Annotated in this window: 24 protein-coding genes; 6 read left to right on the top strand and 18 right to left on the bottom strand. The window is 31.8% G+C overall.

Annotated features, from left to right (window positions below):
• Positions 1-6: 6 nt before the first annotated feature.
• The 15 genes from rodA to ACQY6M_RS06350 all read right to left on the bottom strand — a co-directional run bounded on the left by rodA (position 7) and on the right by ACQY6M_RS06350 (position 14,658).
• Complete coding sequence (gene rodA, locus ACQY6M_RS06280; protein ID WP_428741264.1) at positions 7-1,284, bottom strand: rod shape-determining protein RodA; 1,278 nt, start codon at positions 1,282-1,284, stop codon at positions 7-9.
• Positions 1,265-3,157, bottom strand: a complete 1,893-nt coding sequence (gene mrdA, locus ACQY6M_RS06285; protein ID WP_428741263.1) for a penicillin-binding protein 2 — start codon at positions 3,155-3,157, stop codon at positions 1,265-1,267. The genes rodA and mrdA overlap by 20 nt, the downstream gene beginning before the upstream one ends.
• Positions 3,154-3,660, bottom strand: a complete 507-nt coding sequence (mreD, locus tag ACQY6M_RS06290) for a rod shape-determining protein MreD (RefSeq protein WP_428741262.1) — start codon at positions 3,658-3,660, stop codon at positions 3,154-3,156. Before mreD ends, mrdA begins: the two co-directional genes overlap by 4 nt.
• Positions 3,653-4,480, bottom strand: a complete 828-nt coding sequence (gene mreC / locus ACQY6M_RS06295; protein WP_428741261.1) for a rod shape-determining protein MreC — start codon at positions 4,478-4,480, stop codon at positions 3,653-3,655. The genes mreD and mreC overlap by 8 nt, the downstream gene beginning before the upstream one ends.
• Before the next feature lie 16 nt (positions 4,481-4,496).
• Positions 4,497-5,525 (bottom strand): rod shape-determining protein, encoded by a 1,029-nt coding sequence (locus ACQY6M_RS06300; protein WP_133537849.1) that lies wholly within the window; start codon positions 5,523-5,525, stop codon positions 4,497-4,499.
• 81 nt (positions 5,526-5,606) lie between these two features.
• Positions 5,607-7,133 carry a bifunctional phosphoribosylaminoimidazolecarboxamide formyltransferase/IMP cyclohydrolase gene (gene purH / locus ACQY6M_RS06305; protein ID WP_428741260.1) on the bottom strand — a complete coding sequence of 509 codons (1,527 nt, stop codon included), beginning with the start codon at positions 7,131-7,133 and terminating at the stop codon, positions 5,607-5,609.
• Between the two features lie 147 nt (positions 7,134-7,280).
• The gene (locus tag ACQY6M_RS06310; protein WP_262708966.1) at positions 7,281-7,406 is read right to left on the bottom strand and encodes a hypothetical protein; all 126 of its coding nucleotides are present in this window, start codon (positions 7,404-7,406) and stop codon (positions 7,281-7,283) included.
• A gap of 81 nt (positions 7,407-7,487) precedes the next feature.
• Positions 7,488-7,943, bottom strand: a complete 456-nt coding sequence (locus ACQY6M_RS06315; protein WP_428741259.1) for a GAF domain-containing protein — start codon at positions 7,941-7,943, stop codon at positions 7,488-7,490.
• Between the two features lie 533 nt (positions 7,944-8,476).
• Positions 8,477-9,313, bottom strand: coding sequence for a pseudouridine synthase (locus ACQY6M_RS06320; protein ID WP_428741258.1), 837 nt, complete (start codon positions 9,311-9,313; stop codon positions 8,477-8,479).
• A 47-nt stretch (positions 9,314-9,360) separates the two neighbouring features.
• A complete protein-coding gene (locus ACQY6M_RS06325) occupies positions 9,361-10,278 on the bottom strand; it encodes a geranylgeranylglycerol-phosphate geranylgeranyltransferase (RefSeq protein ID WP_428741257.1) in 918 nt (305 codons plus the stop codon).
• Between the two features lie 17 nt (positions 10,279-10,295).
• A complete protein-coding gene (locus tag ACQY6M_RS06330; protein ID WP_428741256.1) occupies positions 10,296-11,222 on the bottom strand; it encodes a mevalonate kinase family protein in 927 nt (308 codons plus the stop codon).
• A gap of 51 nt (positions 11,223-11,273) precedes the next feature.
• Entirely contained in the window at positions 11,274-11,771 is a 498-nt protein-coding gene (locus ACQY6M_RS06335; RefSeq protein ID WP_428741255.1) for a toxin-antitoxin system YwqK family antitoxin, read from the bottom strand.
• Positions 11,772-11,791: 20 nt separating this feature from the next.
• Complete coding sequence (locus ACQY6M_RS06340) at positions 11,792-12,871, bottom strand: diphosphomevalonate/mevalonate 3,5-bisphosphate decarboxylase family protein (RefSeq protein ID WP_428741254.1); 1,080 nt, start codon at positions 12,869-12,871, stop codon at positions 11,792-11,794.
• Between the two features lie 34 nt (positions 12,872-12,905).
• Positions 12,906-13,613 (bottom strand): LytR/AlgR family response regulator transcription factor, encoded by a 708-nt coding sequence (locus ACQY6M_RS06345; protein WP_428741253.1) that lies wholly within the window; start codon positions 13,611-13,613, stop codon positions 12,906-12,908.
• A complete protein-coding gene (locus tag ACQY6M_RS06350) occupies positions 13,606-14,658 on the bottom strand; it encodes a sensor histidine kinase (RefSeq protein WP_428741252.1) in 1,053 nt (350 codons plus the stop codon). The genes ACQY6M_RS06345 and ACQY6M_RS06350 overlap by 8 nt, the downstream gene beginning before the upstream one ends.
• 200 nt (positions 14,659-14,858) lie before the next feature.
• On the opposite strand from ACQY6M_RS06350, the gene ACQY6M_RS06355 reads away from it, so the two are divergent.
• From ACQY6M_RS06355 to ACQY6M_RS06365, 3 genes are all read left to right on the top strand, one after another.
• On the top strand, positions 14,859-15,200 hold the full coding sequence (locus ACQY6M_RS06355) for a MotA/TolQ/ExbB proton channel family protein (RefSeq protein ID WP_428741251.1): 342 nt from the start codon (positions 14,859-14,861) through the stop codon (positions 15,198-15,200).
• A gap of 67 nt (positions 15,201-15,267) precedes the next feature.
• Positions 15,268-15,498 carry a hypothetical protein gene (locus ACQY6M_RS06360; protein WP_428741250.1) on the top strand — a complete coding sequence of 77 codons (231 nt, stop codon included), beginning with the start codon at positions 15,268-15,270 and terminating at the stop codon, positions 15,496-15,498.
• 20 nt (positions 15,499-15,518) lie between these two features.
• Positions 15,519-15,821, top strand: coding sequence for a hypothetical protein (locus ACQY6M_RS06365; RefSeq protein WP_428741249.1), 303 nt, complete (start codon positions 15,519-15,521; stop codon positions 15,819-15,821).
• Between the two features lie 50 nt (positions 15,822-15,871).
• Here the strand turns inward: ACQY6M_RS06365 and ACQY6M_RS06370 are convergent, their stop codons facing one another.
• From ACQY6M_RS06370 to ACQY6M_RS06380, 3 genes are read right to left on the bottom strand one after another with little or no spacing between them, the layout of a single operon-like run.
• Positions 15,872-17,083, bottom strand: a complete 1,212-nt coding sequence (locus tag ACQY6M_RS06370; protein WP_428741248.1) for an NAD(P)/FAD-dependent oxidoreductase — start codon at positions 17,081-17,083, stop codon at positions 15,872-15,874.
• Positions 17,083-18,009 carry a GYDIA family GHMP kinase gene (locus ACQY6M_RS06375; protein WP_428741247.1) on the bottom strand — a complete coding sequence of 309 codons (927 nt, stop codon included), beginning with the start codon at positions 18,007-18,009 and terminating at the stop codon, positions 17,083-17,085. Before ACQY6M_RS06375 ends, ACQY6M_RS06370 begins: the two co-directional genes overlap by 1 nt.
• Positions 18,009-19,742: a hydroxymethylglutaryl-CoA reductase, degradative gene (locus tag ACQY6M_RS06380; RefSeq protein WP_428741246.1), complete on the bottom strand. Its 1,734-nt coding sequence runs from the start codon at positions 19,740-19,742 to the stop codon at positions 18,009-18,011. The genes ACQY6M_RS06375 and ACQY6M_RS06380 overlap by 1 nt, the downstream gene beginning before the upstream one ends.
• 142 nt (positions 19,743-19,884) lie before the next feature.
• On the opposite strand from ACQY6M_RS06380, the gene ACQY6M_RS06385 reads away from it, so the two are divergent.
• The 3 genes from ACQY6M_RS06385 to ACQY6M_RS06395 are packed head-to-tail and all read left to right on the top strand — an operon-like array spanning position 19,885 to position 25,445.
• Positions 19,885-22,032 carry a S9 family peptidase gene (locus ACQY6M_RS06385; RefSeq protein ID WP_428741245.1) on the top strand — a complete coding sequence of 716 codons (2,148 nt, stop codon included), beginning with the start codon at positions 19,885-19,887 and terminating at the stop codon, positions 22,030-22,032.
• Between the two features lie 46 nt (positions 22,033-22,078).
• Entirely contained in the window at positions 22,079-23,647 is a 1,569-nt protein-coding gene (locus tag ACQY6M_RS06390) for a peptide MFS transporter (RefSeq protein WP_428741244.1), read from the top strand.
• A gap of 34 nt (positions 23,648-23,681) precedes the next feature.
• Positions 23,682-25,445, top strand: a complete 1,764-nt coding sequence (locus ACQY6M_RS06395; RefSeq protein WP_428741243.1) for a peptide MFS transporter — start codon at positions 23,682-23,684, stop codon at positions 25,443-25,445.
• Positions 25,446-25,468: the final 23 nt, after the last annotated feature.

Below are 25,468 nucleotides of genomic sequence, written 5' to 3' on the forward strand. Positions count from 1 at the left end.
ATATTTTTACCAATCATACTTCTTATGGGCATCTAAACGAATAAAGATGAATAGGAGCAAGGTAAAGCCCCATAATGAAGAGCCTCCGTAACTAAAGAAAGGTAAAGGAATTCCCACAGTAGGTAACAATCCTATAACCATACCTATGTTAACAATAATATGGAAAAAGAAAATAGAGGCTACACTATAACCATATATTCTTCCAAATTTATTTGTATGTGTTTCTGATAAATAGATTATTCTGTAAAGAAGTATCATAAATAATATAATAACAAGTGAACTTCCTACAAAGCCCCATTCTTCACCTACTGTACTGTATATATAATCGGTATGTTGTTCTGGTACGAAGTTACCTTGAGTTCTATCTCCTTGTAAAAAGCCTTTACCTGAAAATCCACCAGAACTAACAGTCATTTCTGCCTGATAAGAATTATACCCTATACCTTTATTGTCTTTAATTTTACCTAATAAAATATCAAAACGATCTTTTTGATGTTGCTCTAAGACATTGTTATAAGTATATCCAATTCCCAAAACAAATAATGTTGTAAAAAGATATAGGCTAATTATCTTTAAAATATTAAACCTAATAAAACGCTTGTTTTTATAAACGCCATAAAGAGTTGCAATGGTAATAATGGATAAACAAATAATAAGAATTAATTTGGCACCAAAGTAAACCGTTAAAATAAATAATATGATAGAAATAGTTCCAAATAAAATATATGCTAGGGTTAACCCCTCTCTATTTAATACAAAAAAGAAAGAAAAATAGATTAAAACAGACCCCATATCTGGTTGTAAAGCAATAAAAAATGCAGGTAAAAAAATGACAATAAACGCTTTGGTTTGGTTTTTTATCAATTTTAAATTGTATTGCCGGTCACTCATCAATTTAGCAAGTGCCAATGCAGTAAAGGCTTTTGCAAACTCAGAAGGTTGGAGACCAATACCTCCAAAGTTGTACCATGAAGTAGCTCCATTAATTTTTTTCCCAAAAACTAAAACTCCTGCTAATAACACTAAGGATATAACATATAAGACACTGGCAAATTGTTCATAAAACTTAGAATTAAAAAAGAGGATAAATATAATTACAGGAATACTTAAACCGATAAAGATTAGTTGTTTTCCATACTTTGTTGAAAAATCAAAAATTTCCCTAGCTTCATCATTTGATGAGGCGGCATAGATATTCATCCATCCAAAACCGACTAGCAATACATAGAGTAAAACAAGAAGCCAGTCAATTCCAGCAAAAATATTATTTCGTTCCTGTCGCAATGGAGTCTATGTTTTGGGTTAATAGTAATTCTTTTTTGTCATATTGTTCTTGAAGACTTAAATTAATCATTCGTTCTTCAATGTGCTTTCTCGTAATAGATTTATTTAAATATTTTTCAATCAGCAAACTAGTAATTGGAGCAGCAATGGTTGAACCAAACCCTCCATTTTCTACAAAAATAGCAATCGCTATTTTTGGATCGTCTTTAGGAGCAAACGCGATAAAAATAGAATGGTCAGGTAATTGTACTTTTTGACCATCTACTCGAATAAAATTTTCAACTGTTCCTGTTTTACCACAAATATCTATTCCTTTTACTTGACTATATTTAGCAGTACCTCTAGTAAAAGTTTCATGCATGGCTTCAATAGCAATGGGAAAATGTTCTGGAGATACTGTAGTGTTTCTTCTTGTAGTGAAAGTTGTATCCGTTATAGGTTTACCATCAATTTTTTTAACAATATGAGGAGTGTAATAGTAACCTTTATTTGCTATTGCAGCTGTCATGTTAGCTAATTGAATAGGGGTAGTCTCTACTTCACCTTGCCCAATTGCATTAGAAATGGTTGTGGTAGCTCCCCATCTAAAATCATAACTTCTGTCATAAAAATCACCATCTGGAATTCGTCCTTTTTGACCTGAAGGCAAATCGTATCCTAAATAATTCCCTAAGCCAAAACTTTTTGCATGTTTACTCCATGCATTTGTACCAATTGTAGGGTTTTCGTATTTGTCTATTATCTTTCGGTAAGTTGTTGCAAAATAACTATTACAAGATTTTGCAATGGCAGTTTTTAGACGTATAGAACGACCTACAATACCACAGTGGCATTTCATAAAAGCGTTGGGTCTTTTTCCATATCGATAACCATGATGACAGGTAACTCCAAAATTTTCATCAATAACTCCCTCTTGTAAACCAATCAACCCATTAATAATCTTAAAGGGAGATCCAGGTGAATACATAGCTTGCAAACCTCTGTCAAATGTTGGCATATTTATGCTATCGTTGAAAAGTTTTATCGAGTTTGGCGAACGTTTTCTACCTACTAATAAATTTGGGTCGTATGAAGGAGCTGTGACTAAAGCTAAAATTTCACCTGTTTTTGGTTCAATAGCAACAATACCACCTCTTTTTCCTTTCATCAACAATTCACCATACTGTTGTAGCTCAGTATCTATGGTTAAGGTTAAATCTTTACCAGTTACAGCAAGTGTGTCATATTTACCATTCTTAAATGAGCCCGTAATTTTATTTAAGTTGTTCCTGTTAAAGTATTTTTTTCCTTTAATTCCTCTTAACTCTTTCTCGTATTGTTTTTCTACTCCTAATTTTCCAATAAGTTCACCTTGTTCATAGTAGTCACTTGTTTTTGCTATATATTCATTTACTTCACTTAAATAACCTAAAACATTTGCGGCTGACTTAATTGGATAATTACGTATGATACGTTTTTGTATATAAAACCCTTTATATTTAGGAAGTTTTTCTTGCAGGTAAGCAAAATCTTCTTTCGCTAATTGCTTTAAAAATACGGAAGGAAGCCATCGAGCATAACTTTCAGCTTTATTGAAGCGGTTTATAAAATCTTCTTTATCGATTTTTAAAAGAGAACAAAATTCTAGAGTGTCTAATGGTTCCACTTCTTTAGGGATAACCATCACATCATATGATAATTGATTCGCAACCAATAACTTTTTATTACGATCATATATGTAACCACGCTCCGGGTAATCATATTCAATTTTTATAGTAGCACTATGGGTTAAATCTTGTTGCCCGCCATGTACAATTTGAAGTTGAAATAACCTTGAGATGTATACGATTCCAACAAGGGTAATTAAAAAAATAAGTAAGAAACTTCGTTTCATGTTAGCTTTCTCCTAAAAATAAAACTTCCTAAAAAATACAACAGTAACGTAAATACACTTGAAAATAGTGTATTAATAAGTACGTTTGAGAGATTATAAAAGCTAAAGTTAATTAAATTGAATAAAATAAAATGATGAATTATTGTTAAAGCTGTTGTGTAATTGAAAACTTTATCAAAAGATTCATGTCTTAAATCGAATAATAGATAGTCAGAGGTTGTTTTTTTAAAGACAGCTCTGAAAAAAAAAGGTCTTATATAAGCAATAAAAAGTGTCGAGAATGCATGAATACCACCAGAGTTAGAAAACGCATCAACACATAACCCTAATAAAAAAGATAGTATTAAAATAGGGAAACGATTTTCTCTTAAAGGATATAAAAACACAAAAACAATATACAAGTACGGATTTATATATCCTAAGAACTGAACATTGTTTAAGACTAGCACTTGCAAAAGCAAGAGAAAGACAAATAAAAATATGATGTATAGCGTTTTATTCATTAGTGTTTTCTACACTTTTAATTTCTTCTTTATTGAGATTGGTAATTATATAGATATGTCCTAAACTAGACATATCGTTGAAAAGCTTGATGTCAATACTATTTACAGCTGTTAGTTCTTCAGGTGTTTTAATTACTGTACCTATAGGAATCCCTTCAGGAAAAATTGTAGATTTTCCACCAGTAACAATGGTGTCTCCTTCCTTAAATTTTGTTTGGCGTGGAATATCTGTTAATTGAACGATATTGTAATCTTTTCCATTCCATATTAGTGTACCAAAATGAGGGTTGTTTTTAAACTTAGCATTAATGCTACTTTTTGAGTTTAAAATAGATTGGACTCTGGCATATTTTTGAGAAACATTATCAGTTATACCAATAATTCCTTTGCTATTAATCACGGCCATTTCTATAGCTACTCCATTTTTAGAACCTCTATTAATGGTAAGGAAGTTGTTAGCCTTGTCAAAATTATTATTAATAATTTTCCCGTTGATGTATACATAATTTTGATAAGTGTTTGTAGTATCAATAACAGCTTTTACCTTAGCACTATCTAATAATGTATACAATTGTTCAAGCTCGTTTTTTAATTTAACGTTTTCTTCAGAAAGAAGAGTGTTTCTTTCTTTTAAGCTAAAATATTCTGAAATGTCAGATGATTTTTTATACAAACCACCTGAAATGAAATTTGTAGAGCTAATAAATTTACTCTTATGGAAAGAATGGTTGTTAATGATTAATGCAACAGCTATAACTTCTAAGAATAGAAAAAATAAGAAATACTTATACTTCTGAAAGAAATAAATAAGCTGTTGCATAAATAATCATTCAAATTTATTTGATTAATACAGTCTTGTATTTTTCAAGATTTTTAAGAGCGATTCCAGTTCCACGAACTACAGCACGTAATGGATCTTCAGCTACATATACAGGTAAATCTGTTTTTCTGGATAAACGTTTGTCTAAACCTCTAAGCATTGAGCCTCCTCCTGCTAAATAAATACCTGTATTATAAATATCGGCAGCTAATTCAGGTGGAGTTTTTGATAACGTTTCCATTACAGCATCTTCAATACGCAAAATAGATTTATCTAATGCCTTGGCGATTTCACGATATGAAACTTGTACCTGCTTTGGTTTACCGCTTAATAAGTCACGACCTTGTACCATCATATCTTCCGGAGGATTGTCTAAATCTTCTGTAGCAGAACCTATTTGTATTTTTATTTTTTCAGCAGTAGTTTCTCCGACATGTAAATTGTGTTGCGTACGCATGTAATACATAATATCACTAGTGAACAAGTCTCCAGCAACCTTTACTGATTGGTCACATACGATACCTGCCAATGCTATAACAGCAATTTCAGTGGTACCCCCACCTATATCAATAATCATGTTTCCTTTTGGTTCCATAATATCAACACCAACACCAATTGCAGCAGCCATTGGTTCGTAAATCAAATAGATTTCTTTGGCATTCATATGACGACCCGAATCAATTACCGCACGTTTTTCTACTTCTGTAATTCCTGAAGGAATACAAATAACCATACGTAATGAAGGTGGGAAAAGCTTCTTTTTGATAGCAGGAATTTGTTTAACAAATTCCTTAATCATTTCTTCTGAAGCTTGGAAATCTGCAATAACTCCATCTTTTAAAGGACGTATTGTCTTAATATTTTCATGGGTTTTTCCTTGCATCCTATTTGCTTCATGACCTGTGGCTATGATTTTACCAGTCAGTCTGTTACGAGCAACAATAGATGGGTTGTCAATAACCACCTTACCATTGTGGATTATAAGTGTATTTGCAGTACCTAAGTCAACTGCAATATCTTCTGTCATGAAATCGAAAAAACCCATAAAGATTTCGTTATTTATATTTATTTTAATGTATTCTCACAAATCTAATAAAAATCTGTGGGTAATTTACATTGAATATAATTAATGTTTAAAATGTCTTGTTCCTGTAAAAACCATTGCTACATCGTGGTTGTTACAATAATCAATACTTAATTGATCTTTAATAGAACCTCCTGGTTGAATTACACTTTTTATTCCCGCTTTATTTGCTATTTCTACACAGTCAGGGAAAGGGAAAAATGCATCACTAGCCATTACCGCTCCATTTAAATCGAAATTGAAGCTAGTAGCTTTTTCAATCGCTTGTCTTAGTGCATCAACTCTACTTGTTTGTCCAGTTCCACCAGCTAACAACTGCTTATCTTTTACTAAGATAATTGTGTTAGATTTTGTGTTTTTACATAGCTTAGATGCAAATAACAAATCCTCTAACTCACTTTCTGATGGTTTATTGTTAGTTGGGTACGATAAATCTTCTAATTTATCAGTAATATAGTCTTTATCTTGAACTAAAACACCATTTAAAGCTGTTCTTACAGTTTGCTTAGGTAATTCAACTTCTTTTTGAACAAGAATTACTCTGTTCTTTTTACCTTTTAAAATTTCCAAAGCATCAGTATCATATGCTGGAGCAATTACTACTTCACAAAATAATTCGTGAATTTCCTCAGCAGTAGCTTTGTCAATTTTTGTGTTTGAAATTAAGATACCTCCAAAGGCAGAAACAGGATCGCCAGCTAAAGCGTCAACATATGCTTGGTGAATAGTTTTTCGTTGTGCAAAACCACAAGCATTGTTATGTTTTAAAATAGCAAATGTTGGGTCTTCACCTTTAAACTCTTCAATTAAGTTTACGGCAGCATCTACATCTAAAAGATTATTGTAACTTAACTCTTTTCCGTGTAACTTATCAAACATTGCATCTAAATCACCAAAGAAAAATCCTTTTTGATGTGGGTTTTCTCCATAGCGTAATACTTTAGAAGTAGTTTCGCTAGCTTTATATACAACTTCTTCTTCATTAAAATAGTTGAAGATAGCTGTATCGTAGTGAGAAGAAATATTAAATGCTTTTGCAGCAAACTTTTTTCTATCACTTAAAGAAGTGTTTCCGTTATTTTCTGAAATAATGTTTAAGAAATCTGAATATTGCTCCATTGAAGAAACAATTACAGTGTCTTTGAAGTTTTTTGCTGCAGCACGAATTAATGAGATACCTCCAATATCAATTTTTTCAATAATATCTTGTTCAGAAGCACCAGAAGCTACTGTTTTCTCAAAAGGATATAAATCAACAATTACTAAATCTAGCTGTGGAATATTGTATTCTTCCATTTCAGCAATATCACCTTCATGATCTTGTCTGTTTAAAATACCTCCAAAAACTTTAGGGTGTAAAGTTTTTACTCTTCCACCTAAAATTGAAGGGTACGAAGTAACGTCTTCTACAGGGACAACATTTATCCCTAATTCGTTGATGAACTTCTCAGTTCCTCCAGTAGAATAAATAGTAACTCCTAAATCGTTAAGTTTTCTTACAATAGGCTCTAATCCGTCTTTATGAAAGACAGATATCAACGCTGATTTGATAGTTTTTGTAGTATTCATTATTGTTGTGTTGTTAAGCTTGCAAAGCTAGTAAAACCCTAGGGGTTACACAATGATTTTTTAAGTTTTGAATAGTAAAAAAAACACCACCAAAAATTGTTTTTATTCTGGTGGTGTTTTGTACAACAAATATGAAAAAAGAAAATCTTACTCTGCAGTTTCTAAAAAATTACGAAACCATACAGCGAATTTTTCTAATAAAGATTGTTGAGATTTTGAGTGAGCATTAGCACTTCCTAATGCTGCATAAGAAGGATATTCTTTACTGCTCATATTTAAGGGGATTAAATGGGGTTAATAAATCTCATCAAATAAAAGAAAAAAAATCCTAATAATCAAACAATTGCAAAAAAATTAGATAAAATTAGCTACTTTTTTGCATGTATACTCTAATAATTCTTCATCATTAGGGGTAAATGGGTTAACTGTGTGAGAGTCAATATCTATTTGACCGATGTTTTCGCCGTTGACAAAAATTGGAATTACAATTTCCGATTTTACCTTCCATCCGCAAGAAATATAATTGTCTTGTTCGCTTACATCTTGTACCACAAAATTTTCATTGCTAACAGCTACTTGACCACAAATACCCTTTCCAAAAGGAATAATAGTATGTTCTGTTGGTTCTCCATTAAATTGCGCTAATTTTAATTCTTCTTTGTCTCCGTTTCTAAAATAAAATCCAACCCAATCGTAGTAAGAAATTTCTGAAGCTAGATAATCACAAATTTGCTGTAATTTTTCTTCTTTTGAAGAAGTAGTGGTGTCAACGATAGTGTCGATATTATTTTTTAGTTCTTGTAAATTCATAAAAAGTGTTTTTACCTTATTCGTAAAGAATATTTAAAGCTTACAAAAATAAAGCTTAAAAACTAAAAATGTTTTTATAAGGTATAAATAATCAATGAAGTTTAAGTTGGTTGTTTCGTCTTTTAATATTGATTAATTAAAAAAGAAAGCAAAAACCACCCTTTTAGGGTGATATAACGTGTTGAAGAAACAAATACTTTTGTTGGGGTTAATCTAAGTCTAAACTCCTCATGTTTAGCTAATATAATTAAAGGGGAATTATAAGTAAGGGTAACAATGATAGTAACGTGTCCAAAATGTGAATCAAAAATTTTAAGGAGAAAAAGAAGGAGTTTTGTTTTGAAACTAATACCAAATTCAAAAGTGTATAAGTGTTATATGTGTAAAATTACATTTTTGTATACCAAACAATATGTAACTACTTTTTTAAGTGTAAAAAGATAATTGAGAGAGTAGAGGAACTAATTTATGTAAGGGGAATTAGAATTAAGGTTTGTTGAATGAAAAATCCCAAGCTTTAGCTTGGGATTTTTTTACATCATTTGTAAATTATTAATTTCTTGTTGAGTTAACTCACGCCATCTACCGCGGGGTAAATTCTTTTTGGTTAAGCCAGCAAAAACTACTCTATCAAGTTTAATTACTTGATAGCCAAAATGTTCAAATATTTTACGTACAATGCGGTTTCTTCCTGAGTGGATTTCAATACCCACCTCAGTTTTCTTTTCCCCGTCAACATAAGAAACAGCATCAATAAATACTTTTCTTCCTTCAATAACTACATCACCACGTAACTTTTCTAAGTCAGTTAAAGTTAATTTCTTATCTAGAGAAGCATGGTATAATTTACGCACGTTATGTTTTGGGTGTGTAAGTTTTTTTGCCATTTCACCATCGTTGGTAAATAAAAGAAGACCAGTGGTGTTTCTATCTAGCCTTCCTACAGGATAAATACGTTCTTTAGTAGCACTGGCAATAATTTCCATTACCGTTTTACGACCACGATCGTCTTCCATGGTAGTAATGTAGTTTTTAGGTTTATTTAGTAGTACGTAACGCTTTTTTTCCATAGAAATTAAGGTTCCGTCAAAACGAACTTCATCAGTAGGCTGTACTTTGTAGCCCATTTCAGTTACCAGTTTTCCGTTAACAGAAACGCTTCCGTGTTCAATGTAAGTGTCAGCTTCTCTACGAGAACAAATTCCTGAGTTAGAGATGAATTTGTTTAAACGAATACCTGTGTCTTCAGTTTTTTTCTGAACAGGTTTATTTGTTTTTGGTTTTCTGAAATCTTTTTTGAATTGATTTTTTTCTTGAGGATTGCTGTTACGTCCAGCTTGTCGTCCTCTCGACGAGTTTTTTGAATTCATGTTTGAAATTTTAAAAAGTGTGCAAATTTACGCCAATTATTTGGTTTTTAATCTAAAACTTCAACTACTTTGTCTAAAATTAAAGACTTATCTATAAAAAGTAAACTAAAAACACCAATTAATAAAAGTATTTTTAAAATATTGTGAGCCAATCGATACTGATTGTTTCTGGTTGAATTCCAAGTATAAATTCCTACAAAAATTAAAGTTACTGCGGCTAAATAGAAATAATATTTCATGTATTCAATAGCTGGGTAATTATATAGAACTCCTATAGGGATTAAGGTAAGAGTCATTAAAAAAATAACAAGTTTTTTGGTGTTACGTTCACCATACTTTACAGGGAAGGTATTATAGTTGTTCGCAACAGCTCCTTTTATGTTTTCTAGGTCTTTAATCAATTCACGGATCATAATTACTAGAAAAAGAAAAAAAGCATGTACGAAAATTACTTTAGAAAAGTTTTTATAATGTACAAAAATCACAAAAAAGGGCAGTATGGTTAATACCGTTGCAGATATTAATCCTATTAACGAATATTTTTTTAGTTTATGGGAGTAGAACCAGATGCCAAAAATATAGACAGCAAAAAAGAAGGCTGCTCTCCACGATACCAGCCAGCCAAAACCAAAACCTATAAAGTTTAATAAAAAGTAGAGACGTAATTTTGTTTCTTGTTTTACATAGGAGTCAATTCCTGTTTTTATGGGACGGTTTATTTTATCGGCTTTCTTATCGTAAAAATTATTAATAATGTATCCTGAAGCAACTACACAAACAGTAGCAATGACTAAATAGAGTAAGTGCCAATCAAAAACTATTGGTTTTATTGATTTGGTATCAGAAAAAATAAAAATAGCAGCTAAATATTGAGCTGCTATTAATACAAGAATGTTGTAACCTCTTATAACTGATAAAAGGCTGAATATTTTTAAAAGTAAGGTGTTGTTTTTAAATGTACTCATTACTTAATAGTAGCATTTTAAAAGCGATACACCAATTCTAATTTATAATCTTTTAAACTAATTTTTGCTTTCTCATAATCTTCAGTAAACCCTAAGATATAACCTCCTCCACCTGAACCACAAAGTTTTAAGTAGTAATCGTTTGTTTGTATTCCTTTCTCCCAAACTTTATGAAAAGCTTTTGGAATCATAGGTTTAAAATTTGTTAATACTACTTTTGATAGTTTTTTTACATTTCCAAATAATGATTTGATATTTCCTTGTAGAAAGTCTTCAATACAAGCATCAGTATGTGTTGCAAATTCTTCACTTATCATTTTACGGAATCCTTCATTTTTCATCTTATTCATAAAGATGTTTACCATAGGTTCGGTTTCTCCAACTTGTTCAGAATCTAGTAAGAAAACTGCACCTTTTCCTTCTTTTTGTGAAGGGATTCCAGCAGGCTCTATGTGTTCTTTTGAATTGATTAAAATAGGTAAACTCAAATAAGAGTTTAAAGGGTCTAAGCCAGAACTTTTCCCATGAAAAAAAGATTCCATCAATGAGAAAATATGTTTTAAACTTAAAAGCTTATCACGAGTTAAGTTTTCTAAAACGGTAATTTTATCGTTCGCATATTTGTCATAGATAGAAGCAACTAAAGCACCTGAGCTCCCTACACCATACCCTTGAGGAATAGATGAATCAAAGTACATTCCATTATCAATATCACTCTTTAGAGCAACTAAGTCGAAAGAAACAATGTCAGAATTTAATTCAGCTAAATAAGAATAAAATTTAGCTAAACTTTGATTTGATTTTTGAGCTTCTCCTGTTAAGTTTTGGGCAGACTTTAATGCTCCTTTATACGAGCTGTATGGAATAGCTAATCCTTTGGAGTCTTTAATAATACCATACTCACCGAATAGTAATATTTTTGCGTAAAATAAGGGTCCTTTCATAGGTGTATTAATTACAGTGCAAACATACGAGTAAATGTACTAGTTAACAAACTAGTAAACATTTTTATAAAAAGTTTTCCAAACGCCAACTTTTTCGTTATCGCTATATTTTCCTTTGGTCTCTATTTTACCATTTTTATAAAAGGTTTTCCAAATACCTTCTCTTTTACCTTCAACATATTTTCCTTCTTCTTTAAGTTCGCCAGTTTCATAATATACTTTTCTTATACCATGTAATTTTCCATTTTTGTAATTGGCTCTATGAAAAGGTTTGCCGTTAGGATGGTAGTATAGTACCAATCCATCAAATTCTTCTTCGTTAGGTTTATTAACAGTACTAAAGCCTTCCATTTGAATTTGTCCATTTTTATAGTAGTCTACAATCCAAAAACCATTTTTTACTTTTTTAGGAGCAGGCCTGTAAAATTGATAGTTATCTTTAGTGGTTGGTTGCCAATTTTGATCGAACCATATGGTTGTGTCTTGAGCAATCACAGATGAAGTTAAAAAAACAGTGAGGAATGCTATTAACAAAGTTGAAATTTTCATAATAGTAGGAATTTTTAAGATTATAAAGGTTTTGCACCAAAACCGACACTATCACAAATATACTGATTTTTTTGGCAGAAATCTGCTAATTTGCTCTTAATAAACTCGTTGATATCTTCTTTTTCTGAGTCAGGGTATAAAACATGTACATTTGCACCAGCATCAAGAGTAAAGCAGATATTACTGTTGTTTTCTTCTCGGTATTCCCAAATTTTATTGATGATTTCTAACGTATTTGGTTTCATTAAAATGAAATAAGGATTGCTAGTTAGCATCATAGCATGCAGCGTTAACGCTTCGCTTTCAACTAGGTTGATAAAAGCTTTTATGTCTCCATTTTGAAGGATTTCTGAAAGCTTTTTTAAGTTTTCATTTGCTTGAATAAAACGGCTTTCTGCATACGGATGATTGTGCATAAGATTATGCCCTACAGTACTAGAAACTTGTTTTTCGCCTTTATCAACTAACAGAATTGTGTCCTGATAATTCTCAAAAATAGGATGTATTTTGTAAGGGAATTTTACTCCCAATAGATCTGAGCTATTTTCAATTTCTGGGTGATTCCCCCAAACAACTAACGGTCCTTCAATACTTCTGCTGGCGCTTCCAGATCCTAGACGAGCTAAAAAGGATGCTTTTTTATTGATGTATTCATCAGTTAAATTCGAATTCAACTCTTTTTCTAAGCTCATTAAACACATTGCAATAGCACTCATACCGCTAGCGGATGACGCAATTCCACTACTGTGAGGGAAAGAGTTTTCAGAAGAAATGGTCATTTTATAGTCTAAAACATATGGGCAATATTCTTGAACTCTTTTAAAGAATTTAGCAATTTTAGGTTTGAAATCATCTTTCTTTTTACCTTCAAAGAAAAGTTCAAATTCAGCTTGAGGCATTGATTGACTCTTTGTAAATTCGATTTTTGTGGTAGTATGACAGTTGTTTAATGTAAAACTTATTGATGCATTTTTAGGAATTTGTGGTTCACTCTTTCCCCAATATTTTACTAGGGCAATATTGCTTGGTGTTTGCCAAGTAACTGATAAGTTTTCTACTTTTTTATCTGAAGTTTGAAATTTAAATTCTGATGTATTCAATGTGCAAAAATTTGCTGTAAAGATAGAGTTTCACTTACACTTCTGCTAATTTTTGTAAAACGATGTCTTTATAGCTTCTGCTTATTGGAATTGCCTTTTTTTGAATTTCAATATACTCGTTGGTATATGAGTCAATTTTGCTAAAAGCAACGATAAATGAACGGTGAACACGTAAGAACTGTAGTTTGGAGAGCTTCTCTTCAAAGTTACTAATAGTTTCTCTTGTGATTATGGTGTTGGTTGAGGTAAAAACTTTTACATAATCACCTAAACTTTCTATATATAAAATGTCGTTAAAGTCAATTTTAGTCATTTTTCTGTCAGATCGAACAAACATGAAGTTGTTTTCTGATGTTTTTTGAATACTTTTTTGTATGCTGTCTGAGTTTATTGCTATTTTTTGAATAGCCTGTAAAAACCTGTCAAAAGCTATAGGTTTTAATAAGTAGTCAGTCGCTTGTAAGTCAAAACCATCTACTGCATAATTGCGATATGCAGTTGTGAAAATTATTTTTGATTTTTTGTTGATGATTTTAGCTAAACTCAAGCCGTTAATTTCAGGCATGTTGATGTCTAGAAAAAACAAATCGATTTTTTCAGTTTGTGCAATCTGTAGTGCTTCTAAGGCATTTTTACAGCGCGCAATTAATTTTAGATTGTGTGTTTTTTCAATAAACGACTCAAGGATTTCTCTAGCAACAGGTTCGTCATCAACAATTACGCAGGTTATCTTTTTAGTCATCTTTTAAAGGAATTTTTAAATCAACGATAAATTGATTTACTTCAGATTTTATTGAAAGATTAGCTTGGTTTTTATACAACATTTCTAATCTTTTTTGAATGTTCTCTAGTCCAATACCTTTTTTTGTAGAGGTTACTTGTTTTGATGTGTTTTTAATATGGAAAATTAGAAAATCTTCGGTAGTTTTCAGGTTGATGTCAATGCTTAGTACTCCGTTAATTTGTGTTCCGTGTTTAAAAGCATTTTCAACAAAAGGTAACAATAACATAGGAGGGATTTGAATAGCATCATTGTATAGACTTTTGACAAAGCTAACTTGTAAACTTTCTTGAAAGCGCATTTTTTCTAACGAAATATAATCCTCAATATGTTGAATTTCATTCTCCAATACTACTGAAGGTTTGTCAACTTGATAGAGTATATAGTCTAATAAATTAGAGAGTTTTAAAATCATGTCTGGGGCAGTGTCCGATTTTTTAAGAGCAAATCCATATAACGTATTTAAAGTGTTGAACAAAAAATGCGGATGAATTTGCATTTTTAAGAATTTTAATTCTTGTTCTTTAAGTTGTAGTTGGGTTTGTAGGAATTTGTTTTCTAATGTTTTCTTTTCTTCGATGGATTTGTAATTATGACTTAGTATTTTGTATCCACTAGCTAGGACAATGATTAAAAATACGCATACTAAAATAACAGACGAACTTTTAGTTAAGGCAGGCATATTTTGAAATTCTAAATTGAAGAAGAAAACAAATCCAAAAACTACAGTAACCAAAACACCAAATAGTGTAAAAATAATAGCATAAATAGTGTATAATAAGAATGACCAATATTTTTTTGTAAGTAGATAGTTAGGTATTAAGCTATATGCAAAAACATAGGATGTTGTGATAGAAATAACGGATAAAATACTAGTGAACCAAAAAAGGAATTGAGGGTTGTTACTTCCTGTGCTAAAAAATAGGTAAAAGAATAACCAAACAAGCCCCCAGTATAAAATATGTAGAGGTGTTTTATATAAAAAAGAAGTAAATATCTTTAGCATCTTGTAAAAAAGCACATTTTTAAGTTAAGATGAAAATAAAAATAGATGAAATAAAGATTTAGTGAGGTTTATAACCAATTTTTTTATTTTGGTTGTTAAATTCGTTAAACATCGTTTGAAGTTGGTTGTTTGTCGTTATTTCAATTATTCAATTAAAGTCAATCCTAGTTTTACAGCGTATAATTTTAAAAACTAATTTTATGAGATTTATTATCGAAGGAGGTTGGATGTTTATGGTTCCACTAGTTGTATTGTTAGGAGTTGTTATTGTGTTGTTTTTTTTGGGTTTAAAAAATAATACGGAGAAGAATTCCAAACTTATCAAATCAATTAGTCTATTCTCTTTTGTTTTTGGAGTGCTAGGTTTTGTAATTGGAATGTTAGCTGCTCTAGGAGCTATAGCAAATACTAATAATAGTATTCCTCCGCAGATTCTTGCAGGAGGACTAAAAGTAGGTTTAATTGCGCCAACTTTTGGATTAATGATTTTCCTGTTAGGAAGATTGCTTGATATTATCTTGTTATGGAAAAGAGAAGACTAATTTAGATTTTTGATTAGTTAGTTACTTAAATACCCATTTCTAATATAGAAATGGGTATTTTTGTTGCATGAGAAAAATTAAATTAATTTGGGATTTCAAAGGTCCAGATGGTTTAGAAACTGCAAAGCATCACTGTATTCATTTAAAGGAGTTTGCTCAGATAGATAGTTTACCTTATCATGAGGTAAATTTTGTATCTTTAAACGAAATGCATACCATAGCTTTTATTGTGGTTGATGAAGAGAATATGAAAGTTTTTAGAGATGCACTCAAACCTCATAGAGGAGAATTAGCGTAAATAACACAAAAAATAGACCTATGTTTTTAATCAATGCCTTAGCAAAACCAAAGAAGTCTTCTGAACATTATGACGAAGTTTTAGGAGCTTATGTGAGTTTGTATATCGACTATAAAGATATTGAAGGAGCTATGCAACTAGCTAAATTTTATATTAAAGAAGAAGACTGGAAAGTAGTTGAAATTGAAGACGAGTATTTTACATTAGATTCAGTTGATGATGTAGAAGATGAAGAACAAAAAGAATTATATGAAGAAGCCATAGAATATGGGTACTCTATCATTTTTAACTGTTATGAAGAAGATGGAGAAGACGAAGATTAAATAGTTTAAATAATAGAATAAAAAAAGCCATTACTTAGTAATGGCTTTTTTTATTGTTCTGCAATAGCTTTAGCACAAATGAATCCGCCTGTCCAAGCGTTTTGAAAATTGAATCCACCTGTAACGGCATCAATATTTAAAACTTCACCTACAAAAAATAAGTTTTTGTGTTTTTTACTTTCAAAACGTTTAAAGTTGATTTCTTTCAAATCAATACCGCCAGCAGTCACAAATTCTTCTTTAAAAGTAGTACGACCATTAGCGTTGAATAACCCTTTTGTTAATTGATTGGCTAAATTTTGAAGTTGTTTATTACTAATATCACCCCAGTTTTGGTTGCTTTTTACTTCTGAAGCTGTGACCAATCGTTCCCATAATCGACGAGGAATGTCTCCGAAAGGTGATTTTAAGTTTATTTGTTTTTTAGCTTGAGGTTTTTTTAATTGTTGTAATATTTCAAAAACCGAATCTGTATCTTGTCCTAGCCAGTTAACAAGTACGTTGTATTGGTAGTTTTTGTCTGCTAGAATTCGAGCACCAAAAGCGGATAATTTTAAGATGGCAGGTCCACTTAATCCCCAATGGGTAATCAATAATGGACCAGAATTTTCCAAATTCGTTCCAACAAGAGTTACTTCAGCATTTGGTACAGAAATACCGCCCAAATCAATAATTCGTTTGTCTTTGATGTTAAAAGTAAATAAAGAAGGAACAGGCTCAATGATAGTATGGCTTAAAGTTTCACATAACTCCCATACTTTTTTACTGCTTCCAGCAGCAACCACAACATAGTCGGCTTCAAAATCTTGATTTTTTGTGTTGATAACCCATTTCTCATCTTGTTGATAAACAGAATTTACACCATGGTTTTTTAACACGGTAATTCCGAGGTTGTCAACAGCGTTTTGAAAACAATCAATAATAGCTTGTGAGGTATTGGCTTCTGGAAATACTCGATTATCTTCTTCTATTTTTAAAGGAACCCCATGATTTTCAAACCACTCAAAAGTATCACCAGTCATGAATTGATGAAATGGTCCGAGTAATTCTTTTTTCCCTCTAGGGTAGAATTTTGTCAGTTCTTTAGGATCAAAACAAGCGTGAGTAACATTGCAACGGCCTCCACCAGAAATTTTTACTTTTTGTAAAACTTCTTTTCCTTTCTCAAGAATAGTAATGTCTAATTCAGGATTGAGTTCTTTTGCATTAATAGCGGTGAAATAACCAGCGGCACCACCACCAATGATAATAACTTTTTTCATTATAAAATCATTTCTTTATATGAAAGGATAGTGTCGAATCCTTTTTGTTGAAAGTAGTTTATGGTGTCTTCATTACCAGTAGCTAATATAAAATCACCACCCCAAGCACCTAGGCTTTTTACTTCTCCAAAATAATCTGGAAATGTAGTTTCTTTTATAGGTTTTAGTTTAATTATTGAACTGATGAGCTTTTCATGCTCAAAAATAATTTTATTTAGATCTTTAGAAGTGCTAGCGTTTAAAAACTCTTGTGTTAAGTTATCTATTTCAGGAATTAACATTTTAGCTTCTTCTTTGTGTTTTTTATAAAGAGCAATTCCTTCTCTGCTATTTTGTTTTTGATTCAAATACACAAAAAACAATTCTTCAGAAAAACTTGGGTTGAAATTTATCTCTTCAACAAAAGGTTGTTTTTCTTTTAATTGATATAGGATAGGAGAGTTATGTTTTGCGCAAGCAATATCGTAACCACTACCTGAGAAAGCATTCCAAAGCAAAGTAAACGGATTTACATTTGCCCAAGTAGCAATATTATTAATTAAAGTTGAAGAACTTCCTAATCCCCAGTTTTGTGGAAATGTTAGATTTGTCTTTACGATATATCCATGATTAGTATTTAAAAAATCAGGATTTAGTTCTTTTGCTTCATGTAAAATGTCATGTAAAGTTTCAGCTATAAATTCGGCACTTCCTTCTTTATCTGAATTAAAGGTAGCTGAGGTTAGCCTCAGTTTTGGTAAATCAAAAGAAGCTTCAAACCAACATTCTCCTGTATGTGTAAAGCTTCCCCAAATAAGTTGCGGTTCTTTAATCGGTTCAACGATTAAGTCTTGTCCAAACTTAGTTGGGACAGCTAATGATGTTGCGCCATCAAGAACAACGTATTCTCCAGTGAGTAATAATTTTCCGTTTGAATAATACTGCATTATACCAATCCGAATTGTTTAAAATGATGGGTAAAGTGCTTTACTTGGAACTTCTTCCAATACTCATAATCTAGCTCTCCAAAAAATGGATGCACTACTTTTCGGTTAGGGTTCTCATTAAACACAGTCTCAAAATATTGAACCTGATATATCAAATCATCAATAGCTTCGTTTATTGAATCAAACTTCAACGGAGTTGGATCTTCTGATAAAAAAGGAGCTTTAAATCCAACTTGTAATTCGCTATCGGTATTTAAAAAAGGCTTTCTTCGAGTTGTTTTCTCATCAGAAACATACATGTCAACATGCCAATTTCCGTTAGCTATTTGAGTAACTGTACTTAAATGCTCGACCATTTGTTGCCCGTTCATTTTTCCAAATAAGGGTTTAGCATCAGTAGCTAAGTTTATAAGCGTACTACGTACTTCTTCCTCATTTAAAAAGTCTACCCATTGTACTTTTGGTTTGCGAAGCTCATTTAGTTTTTCAACCACAGCGCTGTGTGAGGCTGTTCTATCTTCAAAATAAGCCACGACAGCTTCTTTTTCTTCGTTAGTAGCTTTGTGTTGATTCAAAATATTCATCAAGTGCATTTTCATATGTCCATGTTGAATTCCTTTAGTAGTTAAGGCACGTAAAGCAGCAAAGTTTTGCGCTAAACCTGCAGCAGCGATAATTTGCATTAAGGTACGTGCACTTGGTTTTTGCATCATGTCTAACGATAATTTAGCCATGGGGTGTAATGCAGTTAGTCCACCTACGGTACCTAGAGCTAAAGGAATTTCAATCCAAAATCTAAAAACACCGTCTTTTACTTCGCAATGTGTTAAACTACTGTATTGCCCATTTTTTGAAGCATAGGCATGTGCTCCTGCTTCAATAGCCCTAAAATCATTACCTGTAGCTAGTACAACAGCATCAATACCATTCATAATTCCTTTGTTATGAGTGACTGCACGATACGGTTCTATTTCAGCAATTTTAACTGCCTGTTCAAATTTTTGAGCAAATTTCTCAGGGTTTTTACCTCCTAATTCTTCTACCTTACAGCTTACTTCCGCTCTAACTAAACATTCAGGAACGTAGTTAGAAAGTATACTCATCACAATTTCAATATCATCTTTTCTAAAAGCTTTAGCAATAGCTTCTAAACAAGAGTTAATAAAGTTAGCACCCATACTATCTTTCGTTTCAAACGTAACATGTAACTGATAGTAATCTGTTAGTTTATCAGTTTTGTCAACCAGTTGAATATCTAAAATACCACCGCCACGTTTTTCCATGTTTTTTGTGATGGATGCTGTGGCAGCATGTAATTCGGTTTTTTGTTCATTGAAATAAGAATGTAATTCTTTTTTATCTCCAGCGTACATAAAATGTACTTGACCAATTTTTGTGGTAGAAATTACTTCAGTTTTAAATCCACCTCTGGTACTCCAATATTTAGCTACTTTTGATGCCGCAGCAACCACGGAACTTTCTTCAACTACCATCGGTATTGCATAACTACGTCCATTAATTACAAAATTAGGGGCAACGCCATAAGGCATATAAAAGTTAGAAATAGTATTTTCAATAAAATCATCGTGCAATTGTTGTAGCTTTTCATCTACGTTCCAATATTGCGTAATGGTTTGTATAATTTCTGGTTGATTATTGAAATAAGTTTTTGCCAACCAGTCTATTTTTTCCTCTTTGGTAAGTTTAGAAAAACCAGAGATCGTTTCAGACATTCTCAATTCATTTTTGGTGGCTCAAAGATAAGTGAATCCTGTTAAAATAGGGGTGATATTTGGTATTTATGACTTTTTTGGGGTGTTTTTTGGTGATTTTTCCGTAAACTTGGCAAACTTTTTAGATAAACAACAACTTAACATGAAGAAATTATTACTATTTTTTATAGGAATATCTTCGCTAGTGCAAGCTCAGAAAAAAGATATTTCTTTAGAAGATATATGGCGAAAAGGTACATTTAGAGCCGATTACATGAACTCCTTAAATTCTATGAATGGAGATTATTATTCGCTTTTAAACTATGAAAACGGAAGTACTTCAGTAGACAAATACAGCTATGAGACCTTAGAGAAAGTAGCAACTATTGTAGATAGCAAAGATTTAGCGGGATTGAAATCATTTCAATCATACAGTTTTAATAATGACGAAACCAAATTGATTTTAGGTACTAACTTTAAACCAATTTTTCGTCATTCTTTTTTAGGTACATTTTATGTGTATGATATCGCAAAAAAATCACTAGACTTAATTGGGGAAGATATTCAAGAACCTACTTTTTCTCCTGATAGTAAAAAAATAGCCTATGCCAAGAATAATAATTTATTCATTAAAGATTATTCAGATGCTAATGTTGTAATTCAAATTACTAATAGCGGTAAAAAGAATGAGATAATTAACGGTATTACAGACTGGGTTTATGAAGAAGAGTTTGGTTTTGTAAAAGCCTTTGAATGGAGTAAAGACAGTAAGAATTTAGCTTACTTACGTTTTGACGAGAGTAAAGTAAAAACATTCTCAATGGATGTTTATGGAAAAGGTAAATACCCAACACAAGAGGTGTTTAAATATCCAAAGGCAGGAGAAGATAACGCGAAGGTTGCCTTACGTATATTTTCATTAGTTACTAATAAAACTGCTGAAATCAGAGTAGGAGATTACGAATATATTCCAAGAATTAATTGGACAAATGATGGTAATTTGTTAGCTGTACGTACCTTAAATCGTCATCAAAATGATTTAAAAATGTACTTTGTTGATGCAACAACTTTTAGAAGTCATGTAGTTTTAAATGAAACTGATAAAGCTTATGTGGATGTCAACGATGACTTAACTTTTTTAGACGATAATAGCTTTATTTGGACGAGTGAAAAAGATGGATACAATCATATTTATCACTATAACAAAGACGGACAGTTAATAAATCAAGTAACAAAAGGAAACTGGGAAGTTACTTCGTATTATGGGTATAATGCAGATAAAAAAACGATCTATTATCAGTCAGTAGAAAATGGATCTATCAACAGAGGAGTGTATAGCATTTCTTTGGATGGAAACAATGAAAGATTGCTAAGCAATCCTTCAGGAACTAACAGCGCCTCTTTCAGTAAAAACATGCGTTACTTCATTAATACATTTTCAGATGCGAATACACCACCTGTGTATACATTAAGAAATGATGAAGGGAGAGTATTAAAAACTATTAAAGACAATGCAGCTTTAAAAGAGCTTATTGCTGGGTACAATTTGAGTAAAAAAGAGTTTTCTACGATTAACATCAATGGAAACGATTTAAATATGTATACAATAAAGCCTGCAAATTTTGATGCGAATAAAAAATACCCAGTATTAATGTATCAATATTCAGGTCCAGGTTCTCAAAATGTAAAGAACAGTTGGAATAGTGCTAATGATTATTGGCATCAAATGTTAGCGCAAGAAGGGTATATTATTGTTTGCGTTGATGGTAGAGGAACAGGGTTTAAAGGACGTGATTTCAAAAAAGTCACCTATATGAACTTAGTGAAGCATGAAACTGAAGATCAAATCGCGGTAGCTAAAGAATTAGCAAAATTACCATATGTTGATGCAAATAGAATTGGTATTTGGGGATGGTCTTTTGGAGGACACATGAGTACAAACTGTATTTTAAAAGGGAATGATGTGTTTGCAGCGGCAATAGCTGTAGCACCTGTAACTACTTGGCGTTTTTACGATTCAATTTATACAGAGCGTTATATGCGTACACCTGAGGAAAATCCAGCAGGATATGATGATAATTCACCTTTAAACTATCCAGAATTATTAAAAGGAAAGTATTTATTAATTCACGGAACAGGTGATGACAATGTACATGTTCAAAATGCTTATAGAATGATTGAAGCTTTAATTCAAGCAAATAAGCAATTTGAGTGGGGAATGTATCCTGATAAAAACCATGGTATTTATGGGGGTAATACACGTTTACACTTGTTTACTAAGATGACGAACTTTATTAAGAGTAACTTATAAAGTGAAAAAATAATACTATCTACAAACTCTTTAAAAAATAGTTAATATGGATTTCTCATTAGGATTGATAATTTTTGGTTGGATTTTTTGTTTAATATGGATACCTCTCGTTATAAGAGCGAACAGTAAAATGCATCCAAGAGCACTCTTTGTTTGTTTTTTTGCAGAAATGTGGGAACGTTTTTCGTATTATGGAATGAGAGCTTTACTTACCTTATATATGGTAAAAGTTGTTTTTCAACAAATATCTAGTGGTGAAGCAGATGTAAAATCCCTTGCTATTTATGGAACCTATACAGCGTCCATATATCTTGGACCTATTATAGGAGGTATGATGGCTGATAAGTATTTAGGTTTTAGAAAATCTATCTTACTAGGTGGTATTTTAATAAGTTTAGGACATATTGCGTTAGCTGCCCAAGGTTTAATTGCAGAGACTAATGAGCTTTTCTTTTTTATAGCTTTATCCTTTATAGTTGTAGGTACAGGTTACTTCAAACCAAACATATCGAGTTTTTTAGGGAAATTTTATGAGCAAGATGATCCAAGAAAAGATCCAGCGTATAATATTTTTTACATGGGAATTAATGTTGGGGCTTTCTTATCAGCATTAACATGTGGGTATTTAGGAGAATCTGTAGGTTGGCACTGGGGATTTGGATTAGCAGGTATAGGGATGTTTGTAGGTTTATTAGTATTTTGGAAAAATCTAAAATATTTTGGTGAAAAAGGTCTTGTTCCTGATGAAAAATATGATACTAAAAGTATTTTTGCAGGACTTAGCGTTAATAAATTAATTATTCTTTTAAGTTTTGTAGCCGTACCTCTATGGGCTATATTGTTTAGTTATGACGATGTTTTCAAATATGGATTAACAGGAATTACCATTGCGGTATTAGGTTATCTATTTTATTTGAGTACTCAATATGAAAATGGTTCTCGTTTATTAGTTGTTTTAGTCTTGTTTATATTTCATGCCATGTTTTGGGCTTTATTTGAACAAGCTGGAGGAACACTTACGTTGATTACTGATAGATTTGTAGATAGGACTATTGGTAGCTCTGAAATTCCTGCATCGCAATTTCAAGCGTTAAATGCGCTTTTCATTATCATTTTTGCTCCTATATTTGCTTGGCTTTGGATGAAGTTAAACAAGCTTAAAATGGAACCTAGTACACCTCTAAAATTTGTGTATTCTTTAGTCTTGTTGGCATTAGGTTTTTTAATTATAGTTATAGGAGCGAAAACAGCTATAGCATCAGGTGAAAAAATTATAGTTTGGGCAATAATCTTCATGTACCTATTCCATACCTTAGGTGAGCTATGCTTATCTCCAGTAGGTTTATCTATGATTACCAAACTTTCGCCATCTCATATAGTTGGTTTTACAATGGGAGCTTGGTTTTTATCTTATTCGGTAGGTAATAAAATGGCAACAGAAATTGGAAAACTAATTAGTGTAGGTGAATTAAAAGAAAATGCTTCAATGGCAGAACAAGTAAGCCCTTATGTTGATGTTTATCTTCAATGGGGGGTATATGTAGTGTTAGGGTGTGCCGCAATACTACTATTGTTTGTTCCATTGCTAAAAAGACTAATGAAAGGGATACATTAAAATAAATTAGTATATAAATTATATAACAAGAATAATGAATACAGATATTGAGAATTTATTTAAGGACAAGGTGTTAGGGCACCCAGCAGGGTTGTTTGTGTTGTTTTTTACAGAAATGTGGGAACGTTTTTCATACTATGGAATGCGAGCTCTTTTAGTTTTGTTTTTTACAGCTTCTTTGTTAGATGATGGTTGGGGTTGGCCACGTGAATGGGCATTTGCTATTTTTGGAACTTATACCTCTTTAGTGTATTTATCAACAATGGTTGGTGGGTATTTTGCCGATAATGTTATTGGTATTCGTAAGGCAGTTGTTATAGGTGCTTTATTGATGACCATAGGTCATGCTTGTATGGCGGTAGAAACATCTTTCTTTATTTATGCAGGATTAGGGTTTTTAGTAATAGGTAGTGGTTTTTTCAAACCAAATATGACCTCTATTATTTCTGAAATGTATAAAGGAAAAGAAGAGAAAAAAGACGGAGCTTACACCATTTTCTATATGGGGGTAAATGCTGGTGCTTTCTTAGGAATTCTTTTATGTGGATATTTAGGAGAAAAAGTAGGATGGTCATGGGGATTCGGAGTAGCAGGTATTTTCATGTTATTCGGATTATTACAATTCTGGTTTGCTCAAGGAATTTTTGGTAAAATTGGAGATGGTCCTAAAAATAAAAATGTAGATATTATTGATGATATCACTTCAGAAGAAAAAGAAGTTGAAGAAGGAAGAAACCCTTTTACAGGAGTGCAAAAAGTATTAATTGCTGTTTCATCTTTATTAGGTTTGTTATGGATCTTTAATGACCCTATTTCAAAAATATCAGAAGGAAAATACAACGTTTTTCCATTTGAATTTGCTGGACTTTCAGGTTCTACAGTTGCAATTCTTTTAGCATTTTTAATATTTATTGCATTGTTAGTAATGCGTATTCCTAAATATACACCAGTTTTAAGGGATAGAATGTTAGCTGTAGTATTTTTTGCATTTGTAACAATTTTCTTCTGGGCAATTTTTGAACAATCACCAAGTTCGTTAACTGTATTTGCTAGAGATTATACTAATAGAGTTTTAGAAGGAAATACAGGGTTTATATTTAAAATAGTAAACTCATTAATGACTATCGTTCCTCTTGGAATTATTACATGGGTTCTTCTTTTATTATTCAAAAAAACATTTGCAAAGTATGCATTGGCTAATGTGTTTTTAGGAACAAGTTTTGTAATTATATGGTTTATTGCACTTTGGATGTTAAAAGAAGAGTTCCAAAAAGATACGGCAGAAATACCAGCGTCATGGTTTTCGGTATTGAATTCGTTATATATTATTACGTTAGCACCGTTATTTTCTAAATGGTGGGAAAGTAAATACAACCCAAATGCAAATATGAAGTGGGCAATTGGTATGGGCTTATTAGGTTTAGGTATGGCTGTTATTGCTATAGGTGCTAATGGTATTGAACCAGGAGCTGAAACCGCATCTGTAAGTATTATCTGGTTAATTTTAGTGTATTTATTCCATACTATGGGAGAGTTATGTGTATCGCCAGTAGCGTTATCGTATGTTTCTAAATTAGTACCAGGTCGTATGATTGCCTTTATGTTTGGTATTTGGTATTTAGCAGTAGCTATAGGTATGAAACTAGCAGGGGTATTTGCAGAATCATCAGAAGGAATTGCTAAAGAGCAAGGATTAAGTAGCTTTTTCTGGTTGTTAACAGCTATTTCTTTTGGATTAGCAGTATTGTCAGCGGTACTTTATCCAGTAATTAAAAAATTAATGCACGGGGTGAAATAACCCTAAATATAGGTTAAAAGAAC

This window comes from Tenacibaculum sp. (genome assembly GCF_050290165.1).
GTDB lineage: Bacteria > Bacteroidota > Bacteroidia > Flavobacteriales > Flavobacteriaceae > Polaribacter.

Bases quoted from the DNA above. Each gene is read 5' to 3' on its own strand.
- ACQY6M_RS06395 (WP_428741243.1), top strand. From the start codon at position 23,682: ATGAATACAGATATTGAGAATTTATTTAAGGACAAGGTGTTAGGGCAC.
- ACQY6M_RS06345 (WP_428741253.1), bottom strand. From the start codon at position 13,613: ATGACTAAAAAGATAACCTGCGTAATTGTTGATGACGAACCTGTTGCT.
- ACQY6M_RS06300 (WP_133537849.1), bottom strand. From the start codon at position 5,525: ATGGGTTTTTTCGATTTCATGACAGAAGATATTGCAGTTGACTTAGGT.
- ACQY6M_RS06310 (WP_262708966.1), bottom strand. From the start codon at position 7,406: ATGAGCAGTAAAGAATATCCTTCTTATGCAGCATTAGGAAGTGCTAAT.
- ACQY6M_RS06360 (WP_428741250.1), top strand. From the start codon at position 15,268: ATGAGAAAAATTAAATTAATTTGGGATTTCAAAGGTCCAGATGGTTTA.
- ACQY6M_RS06330 (WP_428741256.1), bottom strand. From the start codon at position 11,222: ATGAAAGGACCCTTATTTTACGCAAAAATATTACTATTCGGTGAGTAT.
- ACQY6M_RS06380 (WP_428741246.1), bottom strand. From the start codon at position 19,742: ATGTCTGAAACGATCTCTGGTTTTTCTAAACTTACCAAAGAGGAAAAA.
- ACQY6M_RS06390 (WP_428741244.1), top strand. From the start codon at position 22,079: ATGGATTTCTCATTAGGATTGATAATTTTTGGTTGGATTTTTTGTTTA.
- ACQY6M_RS06385 (WP_428741245.1), top strand. From the start codon at position 19,885: ATGAAGAAATTATTACTATTTTTTATAGGAATATCTTCGCTAGTGCAA.
- ACQY6M_RS06315 (WP_428741259.1), bottom strand. From the start codon at position 7,943: ATGAATTTACAAGAACTAAAAAATAATATCGACACTATCGTTGACACC.
- mreC (WP_428741261.1), bottom strand. From the start codon at position 4,480: ATGCAACAGCTTATTTATTTCTTTCAGAAGTATAAGTATTTCTTATTT.
- ACQY6M_RS06320 (WP_428741258.1), bottom strand. From the start codon at position 9,313: ATGAATTCAAAAAACTCGTCGAGAGGACGACAAGCTGGACGTAACAGC.
- purH (WP_428741260.1), bottom strand. From the start codon at position 7,133: ATGAATACTACAAAAACTATCAAATCAGCGTTGATATCTGTCTTTCAT.
- ACQY6M_RS06365 (WP_428741249.1), top strand. From the start codon at position 15,519: ATGTTTTTAATCAATGCCTTAGCAAAACCAAAGAAGTCTTCTGAACAT.
- ACQY6M_RS06335 (WP_428741255.1), bottom strand. From the start codon at position 11,771: ATGAAAATTTCAACTTTGTTAATAGCATTCCTCACTGTTTTTTTAACT.
- ACQY6M_RS06350 (WP_428741252.1), bottom strand. From the start codon at position 14,658: ATGCTAAAGATATTTACTTCTTTTTTATATAAAACACCTCTACATATT.
- ACQY6M_RS06370 (WP_428741248.1), bottom strand. From the start codon at position 17,083: ATGAAAAAAGTTATTATCATTGGTGGTGGTGCCGCTGGTTATTTCACC.
- ACQY6M_RS06325 (WP_428741257.1), bottom strand. From the start codon at position 10,278: ATGAGTACATTTAAAAACAACACCTTACTTTTAAAAATATTCAGCCTT.
- mrdA (WP_428741263.1), bottom strand. From the start codon at position 3,157: ATGAAACGAAGTTTCTTACTTATTTTTTTAATTACCCTTGTTGGAATC.
- mreD (WP_428741262.1), bottom strand. From the start codon at position 3,660: ATGAATAAAACGCTATACATCATATTTTTATTTGTCTTTCTCTTGCTT.
- ACQY6M_RS06355 (WP_428741251.1), top strand. From the start codon at position 14,859: ATGAGATTTATTATCGAAGGAGGTTGGATGTTTATGGTTCCACTAGTT.
- ACQY6M_RS06375 (WP_428741247.1), bottom strand. From the start codon at position 18,009: ATGCAGTATTATTCAAACGGAAAATTATTACTCACTGGAGAATACGTT.